The organism is Pseudomonas sp. JUb52, from assembly GCF_004341115.1.
Taxonomy (GTDB): Bacteria; Pseudomonadota; Gammaproteobacteria; order Pseudomonadales; family Pseudomonadaceae; genus Chryseomonas; species Chryseomonas oryzihabitans.
The window spans coordinates 1-13,192 of the sequence record NZ_SLYS01000029.1; the positions used below are offsets into that span (position 1 = coordinate 1).

Genomic DNA, 13,192 nt, shown 5'->3' on the forward strand with positions numbered 1-13,192 from the left:
CTGCTCAAAAATTGAGCAGAAGCAGTTGAACACCTGGGTCAGTTTTCAGTCGGCAGAACAGCCTCTACTGGGTCAGTTTTCGGTCAGCGGCAACACCCTTCCCTTTATTCGTCTCTTCCTCTGACGGCACTTCTGCCTGCAGACCCTGTTCCTGCGCGTATTTCAGGATTAACACCTCAACCATCGAAGCAACGGAGCGCCGCTCTCTTTCCGCTGCAATTCGCAGCAGTTGCTTGATATCTCTCGAGGTACGAATGGACAGGGTTTCGTCCTTGGGGAGCTTCATTACTCAGTCCTGCAGTTTTTGTGCTGCAAATGTACTGCGCCTAGATATCAATAGCGAATCAAAAAAACGGGCGGCCGCCAACTACCTTACGTGACCCGCTCCTGCGGGGCCACGTAACCAGTATTCCGCGGAATAGCATGAGTACCGCGGTCGCGGCTTCGGACCTGACAAAGGATTCATCTGCCGGCATTTCCGTACCGCGCTTAAAACATCCCATTCTGCCTAAAGAGGAACATGGCGAGTGCCAATCCTGCCAGTGCTACTCCAGCTAAGCTGGAGCTAGCCACCAGCCACTTGGCCAATTTTGATTGCTGTAGCGACAGCTCGCCATTGCGCTGCTCAAGCACATCCACTCGGTGCAAGACAGGAGCAACAAGTTGGCTGACCGTACTCTCGATCTGCTGCGGCAACGCTTCCTCGAAGCGAGCCAAGCGACCCTGAAGGTCTTGCTGCAGCGCTAATTGGCTCGCAAGCTTCTGCCCCTGTCCTTCGATCAGTCGCATTAGCTCGTTACCGCGTGACTCGAGGGCTGCCACCGCGGAAGCTTGGGAGGCACCAAGATCTTCACGAACCTGGTTGAGATGCTCCTCAATGGCAGCAAGAAGCTGGCGGTTAACCTCGGAAATTCGCTCCTCAGCCGCCTCGACCCTTTGCACACACCCAATCAGGTTGCGCGCTTGTTCGGCAGTTACACCCTTGGCTTCCATCAGCCCTTGGTTCGCCTTGCTAATCTCGCCTTGCTGGGTTTCAAGCGCCTTCTGCTGCTCGAGAATTTCCAGGTTTTGTTGCTTAAGCTGAGCGGCCTGTTCTTCGAGTATTTTCTGCTGGCGAAGCAATATATCTTGCTGATCACACAGAACTTTAGAAATAGCCGTATTAAAAATGAGCAACTGAGATGAATGACGATTTAGATTGGATATTGTCGTAGTCAAATCAAGCTGAGCATCTTTGATCTTGTCTTCTGTGTTATTCCACCATCTCGAAAATCCATTCTGGGTATCTTTTTCGCTGCGCGCAGCCTGCAACTTATCGCCAGCGCTCTTAGCCTGTTGTTGTGCCCCGACAACTGCGCCAACCAGTTCCTTTACACAGCTGTTACCAATCAATGCTTCTGGCAGATCCGCTGTAGACAATGCCGTGACGATTTGGACTTCTTTGCCCGTCAAACTACTCATTCTGTCGCCTTCTTATCAAAAAAATTATCTAACAGTGCATTGGTTTCGTCGAGATAGGAAATCATACCCTTCGTCTCGGCTACTTGCGTCTTAGCACTTTCTACAGCTTGCGCAAGGCTGGTCACCACCGCTTGTGATGCGCGCCCTGCTGCACCCAACAGCTCACCAGTTCTTTCGTAGCTTTTTATCGACTCAGTGTATTTCGCGATAGACGAGAGCGACGCTTCGGAAGCTTCCACCAAGTCACCCGCCATTTTCTCGGTGAGCTTGGCATCGGTAGCTATAGCATCGAGGAGTTTTTCGTCGTAGGCGTACCGGTAACGCGCGAACACGTTATCCAGCTGATACGCCAAAAATGCGGACAGCAGCCCCGTCATGATCCCAACGAGAACACCTGAGACAATGTCAGCAATGGGCAGAAGAAATGGCACAGTTTTCAAAAAGGTCGCGACGCTTTCCTGCAACAGGAAACCGACGCTGGTAACCACAACGGCGGTCAGTACCTTCAAACCTTCTTGCAGCGCCTCACTCGATGTCATGCCCTTAGGCGGGAAAATGATCATCTTGAACGCTTTGACCAACCCCAACAGTCCCTCACGGATGATGGTGACGAAGCGCTTGGCGGTCGACAAAAAGTTGTTGATAAGGAAGGTGATCAGATTGCTCATAAAGCCGCTGACACCCCCCTGGATGGCTTGAGAGGCAGCGTCAGGGAGTTTTCTGACCACAGAGGCGATCACCCGCTGGAGCCTCTCTCTGATTTCCTCAAAAAGTGTCTTGCCTGCTTCTACGCCGGCATTAATCAGCACTTTAAACTCGTTAAATAAACCATTGACCAGCTCTGTAAGCAGAACACCCAGCGCCTGCCGAGTAGCCATCTTAATCGCCTGACTCTTACCAGTTGAAATCAACTCCTCTTTTTGTTTATCCCAAGCGGCTTTAGCACCAGACTCAACGTGTTCATTGGCGCCCTTCACAAGCTGTTGAGCGCGGGCTTTATCTACCTCAAAGTGTTCGGCATTTGTCTTCCCATTAGACCGCGTTTTGGAAGACCATTTCTCGAACTTATGATCTTTCTTTGAGCTATTAAGCCCACCATCCGTAATGGCCAGATTTTTTTCGTCATTGATAAGCTTTTTGATTGCACTAAGATCAGCACTCCCGCTATCATTAACTTTGGCCAGACCCAAATGTATACGCGCATCTGTAGCTATTGCCTTGACTGGGACGATGTGATCCAAGTCCACATCGTCCTGATGGGTTATCTTCACACCACGATAATCGTCAATCCCTTTATCAATTTTTTTGGTGCGTTTTTCTTTCCAAGCAGCATCACTTACTTGGTAACTTTTCCGGTCATACTCGTTGATCGTTTCCTTGTATCTCTCGGAAAGAACTTGATCGCTATCAGTTGCCGCTATCCCATTTTTGAAATTATTTACAGTTGTTACATTACCGCCGGCTTTATCGACATCCTTGAACATAGCAGTCGATAGGCCAAACGGCCCGATTATTTGAGAGATAACCTGCTGCTGGCAGTCATCCATCAGCTTTTTCAGCCTTGCCTCTCTCATTTCCGTGAGCGACATCGACACAACTCCCTAGTTTTCAAGACCGTGAACGTAGCTGGCAAACCATTGGCTGAAACTGTCCGATATTACGTTTCGCGAGGCGTAGTCATGCCATACTTCGATGATTTGCCCCTGCGTTCCACCGGAGCGAGGCTCCATATCCACGCATAGGTGATCCCCAGAGCCGTTGTAAGTGAAAGGAACCCACTTAACGGACCACCATACATCCTTGACATACGGATGAGCTTTGGCTTCAGCTTCTTCGAAGTCACCTTCATCTAATAGATCTTTACATATGGCCCATCGCTTCATTATCTTTTTCGAAGACATGAATTCTCTGCCATTGAACAACCAGTCAGCCGCCCCTTTTTGGCCATCATGTATTTTCAGACACGCCACAAAATCTGCCGGAAGTTGCATGCCTAGAGTGTTTTCAAGCTCACGAATCTGAGCGTCAGTGGCCGGGGGGTTAAGGTCGGCAAGCAGCTCGGGGTTATGAGTGCTTAGATGGTTTTCCAGTTGCTGCCAAAGCTGTTTCATAGCCGCCTCCTGCGGTTAACGCTTTGCTGGGTTTACGGCCAGCAATGCTACAACTTTATTTTTTTTGCGGTTTTTTTTTCGGCCAAGGTCAGTGGCGGTCGTTGATGCGAGCGCCTTCTTTTTCGCCGTACCCAAGGCCCAGGCGTTCAACTCGGCAGTCCAGCAGCTTGCACCACTCACTGAGAGCAGGTGGTGCCTGCTAATATCGTTGAGATAAGCCTGAAACAGGGCATAGGCGACGTTCACCTAGGTTACCTGCGGCTGCGCCCTGCTGTTCTTGTTACGTCCACGCATAATCCGGCCTGGGTCCAGCTGCCGTTGATGTTTTGGGCATAGGACTTGAGCGACGCAGGACTGAAACGGTTGGGATCTTGGGCAGCCAATTCCGCCTCAGTTTGTTCACGCTGCCCAGGCTGTAGCTCCAACATCAGCGGCGGAACAGAAACGCGGAACAATGGACCTCGAGCTACAGCGAGTTGGAGCGCGAGCAATGGCTGCGCCTCTACGCGCACATCCCAAAACTGGCGGAAAACACGAAACAGTGGAATATCGGGCGACAGGCCGTAGAGATCGACCAGGTGCTCAGCCGTCAGTTTGCGCGCCCAACTGGTGGGCTTGTCCAGGCAGTTCAGCTCCGTGATTTGCTCACGATACTGCGGGCGGCCATCGCTGGACCGCGTACAAGCGAAAAGGCTACGCAACTCCGGCAGCATCATGGTGCGGGAGTCATGCGCTCCGCTTCTGCCGAACTTGAAGCCGAAATTGATCAGAGACTGCTGATTGGTCATGGCATCCCTTATGGATTCCCAGCTCACAGCACCCGCTGAGCGGGCGTTGAGGGACGGAACGATCTGCAAAGCTGCCATTATCTCTGACTATCCAATGTTGGTCTTGCGTCAATCCGTTAATCGTCAAGCTTTATATCAGTTAGACATCAGCCTGCATCCTGCCTAAGCAGCCAGTAATTGTCATCTTCAACCGTTCAAGCTGCTTGGTGCTGCCGCCGACGCCTGTGGTGGTGAGCTGGCGCCTCGACAAGCCGTTGGAAGGGCGCTCGATTGCCCTTCCCCTGCGCTGTGACAAAACCCATCCTGTTTGAGTAGGCATCCATTCCAGTGGCTTTATCCAGCCCATACAGTGGACATGCCAAAGGATATGTCGCCAAACTGGTCACACCAATGGTGTACTTTCATACAGGTCAAGTTTTCAGCCAGGTTGCTGGAAGCGAATCGCAGGTTGTGGCGCAGCTGCAGGCTGTGCTTATCAAGATCTAACCAGCGTTCCGATACCGCTCGCAATTGGCCGCCTCGTTAGATCCACAAGCCTTTTTAAACGTCTTGCAGAAAATCGGCAGCCCCTTTAGGGCATCGTAACTTTCCGCGTGATAGCGGCAGAGATAGCAGTTCCTAATTGGTACATTTCGGTTTGCCGCGAGCTCAACCTGTTCGATAAATAAACGTCCACCCTCGGTCTGGTTTTCAAAAGGAGACTTTGCTCCCGCATTGGAGAAAAATAAATTACTATAGATAAGCCTATCTGATTTACGCGCTTTTGAATGCACCACTCTCAGCTCGTTAAACTCCAGATTGGCTTTGCCACTCTCGTACACAAAAAATGCGTAACACTTCTTGACTGCGCATTTGCACTCGGAGTCAGTGATAGCTTCTGTTGCATGATTAAAACCAATAAACAGGGCGTCGCTTGCCGACAAGCTCGATTTTTTAATTTTATTGATATCTTCTTCTGTCTCTATAGGTATCTCAATTACTCGATTTCCAGAGCTTTCTTTTCGCTCCGACATGAAATGAGTATGAGCTATTTCAATGTATATTTTTTCAGAAGGCCTGGATTCGCTAGATATCAACACATCTGGAACAAATTGACCATCCCGCTTTTCAACCTGAACCTTGTGAAAGTATTCCGTCAGGTCATACTCCTTCTCAACACAACCCAGATCACAAGTAGTTACTACCGCCGGGTGAAATTTGCGGCATACCTTCGTAGCCGCCAGCTTAATTATAAATGGCTCGCCAGCCTCCAGACACCTCGTGTATACATCAACAAACGTCGCTTTACCGAGCTTATGCAAGTATGTTTCGCCGCTGCACTCCACTTGCGTTTTATGAGCAAAGTGCGGACGCACCTTCTCTCCGTTAACCCTTGCGATCAGCGGGTTTTCACAACCTAGACAGGTGAACTTTTCACTTATGACCTTTCCGGCGATGTCGTCTGCACATATGGTCTGGCCATTTTCATTTAATGCGTAGCGGTATTTTATCATCCATGAACCCGATCAAAGATATAAGTAGCAATTATAGATCCGAAGCAGAAGAAGCAAGCCGCTGCATAACGCAGGCACCTATAGTTTTTTCCACACTTCACTTTGCTCGATTATCCGTGCAAATGCCGACGCACTAAACCCTTCCGGATAAAGCGTGGCCACCTCATTCGCGCCCTGTTTATCTAGCGCCTTCAGGTAATGAAGCTCGTCACGAAGAGCTACTTCAATAACTTCGCGCGAAACGATACGAAAGCCATCAACCACCTCGCCATCAAATTCGATCGAAGTATCAACTACCCAACTATGCAAGGTGGGCAGCGGATCGGGCGCAGCAAGCCCCAACGCCGCACGTAAGCCTAGGTCATGTTGCAGTGCTTGCCGCACCGCCACACTTTTACGCCTTAACTGCCTGGCAGCCTTGCGTAGCGTATTTGTGCGGTGTAACCAGACCTCCTGTGGGGTGCAGCGAATAAATCCTGACTTCACTTCAAGCAAAAGAATTACACCAGCCAGGCACGCCAACAGATCAATCTCTCCAGCATCCTGCGCGTCTACCCGTCGAGGCTCGTAGCCCACAACGACGTGGAACCCGCGTTGCCGAAGAGAATGGGCGAGGTTATGCTCAATCCGTTCTGTTTCGCTGCGCAGCTCTGACCGACGCTGCTCGACTCGCCGGAGATTGTTTACAGCAGCCGACAGGGAGTTTTGCCGGCCAGCCACCCAAGGGAACTGAAAGCTGTAACGACCTATCTTGTAAAACAGCTTCTCCGATAGCCTTGGCGTTGGCAAATTCGGGGGTTGCTTCACTTGCTCGGATAGTGTCTGGAGATCACTAGTCCAATACTGCAAGATCGCCTTCGCTGCTTCAGGATCCCCATCGGGGTGATCATCACTCACCGTCCATGCGCGGATCCGCTGAATTTTTTCTGGCTGCTCCGACCAGGTCATGGGAAAACGGTTCTCGCCCTGTAGCAGACCCTCAAAGGCCAAACGCCCAAGCGCGGTTATGGGCTCGCCCGACTCATCCAAGTAACGCTGATAAGGCTGCAGGTAGGCTTGTTCGAAAAACGCTCTGGTCAGCTCACTCGCCAACATTGCGTTGAACAACGTCACTTCAGCTCCGTTGTTCAACCTTACGCGCTCTCCAAGCCCGAAAACCACTTGCAGATAAAGCTGGCTGCGTATGGTCTTGATGTAGGCGAGCTGGTTAGCCTCATGGTTGTCGGCACTGCCGATCAGCTTTCCGGCAAGCTCAGAAGCGGCAAAGGTCTCAATCGCGCGGCGCATCCAGTAGCACCACAACAGCTGGCTTTTCTGTTCGGTGCGCTGCCAACGCAATGCACCCTCATTCGATCTGTTGACGATGACCGGGCCCCCTGAACTGAGCTGGTAATCGCATTGACTGTCAAAGCAGAACTGGTCTATGGACCGTTCACATTCGATGAGCTCACGCACTGCTACAACCATCTCGCTGACGGCATCCAGATTGGCAGCGCATTCCGCACCCTCGCCCCGCTGCGGAAAGAGCATGGGTGACAGATGCCGTTTCAGTGATCGGCCAAGCACATCCGTAGAAAGCCGGAAATCCGATTCGGTACAGGTTCTCAACTTGCGCTGGATGATTCGCTCATAGGCCACCCACTCCATTCCGGCAGGATCACCCCTTGCGTCTGCCAGTCGGAAATAAGCTAACACGCTGAGATAGGACAGCAACTCAAGCAGCGACAGGGACTTGAGGCGCCTTTCGGCATCTAGGATTGCCTGATCGAATGGCTCAAGCCGCATTATCAGGCGGTCACAGACATCTATGAACGTCTGCCATTGCAGGCCCGCGCAACTCTTGCGCAGGTGGACCCAGAGTGGCGAATCCCTGCGCGTAAACAACTTCGAATAACGGACGGCCCATCGCAGCTGATCTGCGTTGTGCGTGGCCAGATGACTCAGCAAATCGATATCGATCACGTCATCAAGGTGGAGCACCCGTGCCAATGCCAGACTGGCTAGGTCAGCCTCGGCTACTGTCTCCGAGGCCCACCAAAACTGTGCGGACGCCAAGCCAGCTGCACGGTTGCGTGAGCTGTACTTCCCGCTTGGTCGCTGATCCAAAAAATCATGCAGGCACTCATTGAGTGCTTCGCCAGGGGTAGAGCACTGCAAATATTTGGCGAATTGGTCTTGGTAGTACTGCTGGCAACGTTTATCAGAGTCACGCACGTGCTATCCCTGCCTGCCCCAGGAAGGGCCTATGTCCTTTTGGATGGCTCACGTTATCTCACGAACATCATGCGCCATTACCGATTCGAGCATACAGCTCTAACATCAAGGCCGCTGTCACGCTACAGGATTCAAAAAATTTTCAGCCCTGTATTACCTACTGGAAGCCGGGCACAAAAAGCTCGTCTCTACCTCGGGGTATTTTCTCTTGAACAGGAGTCTGAATAATGAGTATTTGCTGTCCTTCCTGCGGTTCTCTTCGCGTTGTTGCTCGTCATCATGGTCGCAAGATCGGTGGTGCGGTTGGTGCCGTTGGCGGTACAGCGAGCGGAGCAGCCGGCGCTATGGCCGGTGCAAAAAGCGGTGCTCTAATCGGGGCTTTCGCTGGGCCGGTGGGTGTGACGCTGGGTAGCCTGGCCGGCGCGATTCTGGGCGGCCTGGCTGGTGGAACTGCCGGGGGTTTGGCCGGAGCCAAGATAGGTGAGGAAATCGACTCTCACGTTCTCGACAATTATGAGTGTCACCACTGCGGTATTGCTTTTTCACAAACTGAGCGTTGATTCCGCTTAAATTAATCGCAACGTTATTACATTGTTTTTGAGAAGGATTATCGCTATGGCTCATCTCATCGAACAAATGGCCTATGTCGGGGCTACCCCGTGGCACGGGCTGGGCAATAACCTTCCCCAGAAGCAGCCCATCGAGGTCTGGCAGCGGGAAGCCGGCATGGATTGGGAAATCCAGGAAAGCCCCGTCCACTTCAAATCCGATGCCATCGGCCATCTCGGCACCATCCATTCTTTCCCGGAACAGAAGGTGCTCTATCGCTCGGATACCAAGGGCCCGCTGTCTGTGGTCTCCAAGCGTTATCACACCGTTCAGCCACGCGAGGTGCTGGAGTTCTACCGCGATCTCACCGAGGTGTCGGGCTACGAGCTGGAGACGGCGGGCGTGCTCAAAGGTGGCCGCAAGTTCTGGGCCTTGGCACGTACAGGGCAAGGCACGGCCATCAAGGGTAACGACCAGGTCAACGGCTACCTGCTACTGGCCACCTCCTGCGACGGCACCCTGGCGACTACAGCAACGCCGACCACCATTCGCGTGGTGTGCAACAACACCCTGACCATCGCTCTGGACGGCACCAGCCGAGCGATCAAGGTGCCGCACAACACCCGCTTTGATCCGACGGTTGTGAAGAAACAGCTCGGTATCGCCGTCTCGCAATGGGACGACTTCATGTACCGCATGCGCCACCTGGCCGAACGCAAAGTGCAGTGGCATGAGGCCATGGGGTTCTTCATGAACGTGATGTGCGAGGTCAGCCCTACCGGCCAGCTACCCGAACAGCTGCCGAACGAGCGCGCCCTGCGCAAGGTTCAGGAACTGTACGAAGGCCGTGGCCGGGGCAGTCAGTTGGACTCAGCCAAAGGCACTGCCTGGGGCCTGCTCAATGCCGTGACCGAGTACGTCGATCACGAGCGTCGGGCACGCAGCACCGAATACCGCCTCGACTCCGCCTGGTTCGGCCAGGGAGCGCAGATCAAGCAACGTGCTCTGGACGCGGCTCTACAGCTCGCCGCTTAACCCTCATTTCAACCTTATCGCCCGGTCAGCTTCGCGCTGATCGGGCTTTTTTATGCCCGTAAGGTGAACAGCATGAAAGCGACTTCATTGAACCGCAGCACCAGCAGACCCCGGTCAGCCCTTCGCCTGATCAGTACAAAGGAATTACCCCGAGAAGAGTGGCTGGAAGTACGCAAACGAGGCATCGGTAGCTCGGATGCCGCGGCATCCGTTGGCCTCAACCCCTACAAGTCGCAGCTGGAACTGTGGTTGGAGAAGACCGGACGCGACACCGGATTACCAAAAACCGACCCCGATGATGAAGAAAGCGCGATGTACTGGGGCAACGTCCTTGAGCCGATTGTGGCCTGGCACTACAGCAAGCGCACCGGCAACAAGGTTCGACGCATCAACGCTGTGCTGCAGCATCCGGACCCTGACCTGTCTTGGATGCTGGCAAACATCGATCGCGAGGTAATCGGTGCCGACGATGTACAAATTCTCGAATGCAAGACTGCCGGCATAAACGGGGCACGCCTCTGGAAAGAAGGGGTACCCGAGTATGTGCAACTGCAGGTGATGCACCAGCTCGCCGTCACCGGCAAGCAGGCTGCGGATGTGGCGGTTGTGCTCGGCGGTCAGCACCTGGAGATCCATCGCATCGAGCGCGACGAAGAGATGATCGCTCGCTTGATAGAGCTGGAGCGCACGTTCTGGAGATACGTCGAAACCGACACGCCGCCACCCGCAGATGGGACAGCGTCCGCTGAATCTGCGCTGCGCTGCCTGTATCCAGAGGACGATGGCCAGACGGTGGACTTCAGGGACCAGCCCGGACTGTCAGCTGCATTCGTCGAGCTCAAGGCGCTGCGTCAATCCATCGAAGAGAAGCACACGCGTGAGGCACAGCTCAAGCAGATGCTTCAGCAGGCGATGGGCGAAGCGACGAGGGCCGAGTTTGCTAACGGCTGCGTCAGCTGGAGAAAGGCCAAAGACAGCATCGGCTTCGATGTGGCCCGACTGCTCAGGGACAGGCCTCATCTGCGAGACAAATATTCACTCATCAAGCCCGGCGCCCGACGCTTCCTAATCGGCTGATTTCCCTCAATCACTTCCCTCCCCTTGGCCAGTCCACGCAGTTGGCGCTGCGTGGCTGGCCTTTTTTTATTTCAGGAGAACCACCATGCTCAAAGGTCTGGCTATTACCCCGCCGGTACTCGGGCGGATTTCCATTGGCAAGGTCATCGAGAAGAACGGCAAGCGTCTGCCAGAGAAGGATGACCAGTTCACCATCACTTCCCAGGTGCAGAGCCGCGACGGCTGGCTGGTACACCCACTAAACGATGAGCTGCGTCAGAGCAAGGACGACAAGCTGCGCAGTATCCCGGTGCGCCTGCTGTTCAACGAACCGGAGCTGAATTTTCGTGCTGACTACACGCTATTTGATCGCCAGTCAGGTCGCCCGGTCTGCGTCGGCAATGGCGAAACCTGCAAGCGAGTCACCCAGGACGGCATGCAATCGCTGCCCTGCCCTTCGCCAGATGCCTGCCCGCTGGCGAAAGGCGGAGCCTGCAAGCCCTATGGCCGGCTGAACGTGGTGATTGGCGATGAGGATCTGTTGGGTAGCTTCGTCTTCCGTACCACCGGCTTCAACAGCATCCGCACCCTGGCCGCACGCCTTCATTACTTCCAGGCCATCTCCGGAAACCGCCTGGCCTGCCTGCCGCTGGAACTGCGACTTCGTGGCAAGTCCACCCGGCAGAGCCACGGCACACCGATCTTCTACACCGACCTGACCGTACGCAGCGGAATGGACATGACCGAGGCGCTGCGTAACGCAACTGAGCTCGATCAACAGCGGCAAAAGGCGGGCTTCGATCAGAACGCGCTGGACGAAGCGGCAAGACGCGGCTTCGGCAACGGTGCCTTCGAGGAGAACGAGGAAGACGTCAGCGCCATCGTCGAAGAATTCTTCCCCATCGAGAGCGCCCACGAACAGCCGCTTTCCAAAGCCATATCGCACTCGTCGGGCAAACCCAGCCTGACTGAAAAGCTGGAAGCCAAGCACCAAACCCTGAATGCCTAAGACTGGCCACCCGGCCCATGGAGCTGAATATGCGATTGCACAAAATCAAGGCCGGTGAGACCGCTGGCACCTACCTGATCGAGTCACCAGTCACTGAAGCCGACATCCTGTTGATGGCCAAACAGCTGGCCAGCCAGCGCTTGCGTCGGGGACGGCAACTTACAGCGCCACAGGACGTATTCAGCCACCTGCAGACGCTACTGGAGGCCTATGAGTACGAAGTCTTTGCCCTGCTGATGCTGGACTGTAAGCACCGGGTCATTGCGTTTCACGAGCTGTTCCGGGGCACCTTGGACGGAGCAAGCGTCTATCCCAGGGAGGTCGTCAAAATCGCGTTGGAGCACAACGCCGCTGCCATGATCCTGGTACACAACCACCCATCCGGCGACCCCGAACCCAGCCAGGCGGACCGCACGTTGACCAACAAACTAAAGGAGGCGCTGAATCTGGTCGGTGTGAGAACGCTCGATCACATCGTGGTGGGTCACGAAGGCTGTGTGTCGCTGGCGGAACAGGGATGCTTGTAGGCATCCGCTAAGGCTGCGGCGCAGCACCGTTAAGCGGTTCGTAGAGCAATTAAAAAGCGTGGGCAGCCCTGGGCTGTCCGCGCATGTTGCTTACTACTTTTTTTGTCCCATTGCGTATGAGCTTCGCACCGCTGACGCCCGCGTCGAGCTATATACAGACAATGCTTATCTTTTGAGCAAAAACAAACGGCCCTTGTATCGCTACAGGGCCGCAGAAGGGCGGGGTCCAATTCCTCATACCGCTCCGAGCGGTTTGTCCGAGTTTCGTCCTGAAACCATGCGAGTCCTTCGCGTACAGCCACATCGGGAGCAACCCGAGCTTAATGACCGCCGCCTGATTTATCGGCGGGGACGGACAAAGTCAGGCATGGACCTATCGGAGTCACGATAGTGGCAAAAGTTCATCGCTCTGAGCCCTTTTTGACATCAGACTAATCAGCGCGCGGCGGGTGGTCGAACGTAAACTGGCAAAGAGGTCTGTGGGTCATCAGGCTGGTTCAACACCCTTTGCAAAATTACCGCAGCGTCGCGCCTATCGGCAGGTGCCGCAAACATAAAAGCCAACCTCGACGTGGACACCACACCACCCGGTCTTCCTGTTTCGGCCACGAGTTCAACCCAAGCACGATTAAGCGACCCATACATTCCGTGTACAGGCTAGCGGACGAGGCCATCGATCGGGCCAAGCAACAACGTGCCGCCTGAAGCGGTGTGATTCCAAGGAGACCGAGCATTCCTGCCTGTTAGTGGTTACCTGGGGTATATGATCAAACGAAACGAGACCGCTTGAAGCCGCAGGGAGACAACCGAGTCCGCTAGCCCAGCGCTACTTGCTCGATACCGAAAGCACCTAGGGAATCTCCGAACAAGTCCTCAAATGTGGTGAAATCCGCCTACCCCCCGATCCGAGCCACCCATGAGCCAGATGAGCTTTTCCGATTTCGAATAT

General features: G+C 54.1%; 13 protein-coding genes. 5 read left to right on the forward strand and 8 right to left on the reverse strand.

The features are described 5' to 3' along the window. Positions 1-64 precede the first annotated feature (64 nt). The 8 genes from EC839_RS23755 to EC839_RS23790 form a co-directional block, all read right to left on the reverse strand. Positions 65-286: a hypothetical protein gene (locus tag EC839_RS23755; RefSeq protein WP_132833212.1), complete on the reverse strand. Its 222-nt coding sequence runs from the start codon at positions 284-286 to the stop codon at positions 65-67. Positions 287-489: 203 nt separating this feature from the next. Further along, positions 490-1,461 (reverse strand): hypothetical protein, encoded by a 972-nt coding sequence (locus EC839_RS23760; RefSeq protein ID WP_132833213.1) that lies wholly within the window; start codon positions 1,459-1,461, stop codon positions 490-492. Then, a complete protein-coding gene (locus tag EC839_RS23765) occupies positions 1,458-3,050 on the reverse strand; it encodes a hypothetical protein (RefSeq protein ID WP_218568255.1) in 1,593 nt (530 codons plus the stop codon). The genes EC839_RS23760 and EC839_RS23765 overlap by 4 nt, the downstream gene beginning before the upstream one ends. A 12-nt stretch (positions 3,051-3,062) precedes the next feature. Beyond that, positions 3,063-3,572, reverse strand: coding sequence for an SMI1/KNR4 family protein (locus EC839_RS23770; protein ID WP_132833215.1), 510 nt, complete (start codon positions 3,570-3,572; stop codon positions 3,063-3,065). A 15-nt stretch (positions 3,573-3,587) separates the two neighbouring features. Beyond that, on the reverse strand, positions 3,588-3,818 hold the full coding sequence (locus EC839_RS23775) for a hypothetical protein (protein ID WP_132833216.1): 231 nt from the start codon (positions 3,816-3,818) through the stop codon (positions 3,588-3,590). Between the two features lie 5 nt (positions 3,819-3,823). After that, complete coding sequence (locus EC839_RS23780) at positions 3,824-4,438, reverse strand: hypothetical protein (RefSeq protein ID WP_132833217.1); 615 nt, start codon at positions 4,436-4,438, stop codon at positions 3,824-3,826. A gap of 404 nt (positions 4,439-4,842) precedes the next feature. Next, entirely contained in the window at positions 4,843-5,853 is a 1,011-nt protein-coding gene (locus EC839_RS23785) for a competence protein CoiA family protein (RefSeq protein WP_132833218.1), read from the reverse strand. Positions 5,854-5,931: 78 nt separating this feature from the next. Then, positions 5,932-8,067: a nuclease-related domain-containing protein gene (locus tag EC839_RS23790; RefSeq protein ID WP_132833219.1), complete on the reverse strand. Its 2,136-nt coding sequence runs from the start codon at positions 8,065-8,067 to the stop codon at positions 5,932-5,934. A 227-nt stretch (positions 8,068-8,294) separates the two neighbouring features. Here EC839_RS23790 and EC839_RS24300 point away from each other — a divergent pair, with 227 nt between their 5' ends. From EC839_RS24300 to radC, 5 genes are all read left to right on the forward strand, one after another. Further along, on the forward strand, positions 8,295-8,627 hold the full coding sequence (locus tag EC839_RS24300; RefSeq protein ID WP_165904705.1) for a hypothetical protein: 333 nt from the start codon (positions 8,295-8,297) through the stop codon (positions 8,625-8,627). A gap of 55 nt (positions 8,628-8,682) precedes the next feature. Further along, the gene (locus EC839_RS23800) at positions 8,683-9,651 is read left to right on the forward strand and encodes a DUF932 domain-containing protein (RefSeq protein WP_132833220.1); all 969 of its coding nucleotides are present in this window, start codon (positions 8,683-8,685) and stop codon (positions 9,649-9,651) included. Positions 9,652-9,723: 72 nt separating this feature from the next. Next, the gene (locus EC839_RS23805) at positions 9,724-10,728 is read left to right on the forward strand and encodes a YqaJ viral recombinase family protein (RefSeq protein WP_132833221.1); all 1,005 of its coding nucleotides are present in this window, start codon (positions 9,724-9,726) and stop codon (positions 10,726-10,728) included. Positions 10,729-10,813: 85 nt separating this feature from the next. Next, positions 10,814-11,716, forward strand: coding sequence for a hydrolase or metal-binding protein (locus EC839_RS23810; RefSeq protein WP_132833222.1), 903 nt, complete (start codon positions 10,814-10,816; stop codon positions 11,714-11,716). Between the two features lie 29 nt (positions 11,717-11,745). After that, entirely contained in the window at positions 11,746-12,243 is a 498-nt protein-coding gene (gene radC / locus EC839_RS23815; RefSeq protein ID WP_132833223.1) for a DNA repair protein RadC, read from the forward strand. Positions 12,244-13,192 lie beyond the last annotated feature (949 nt).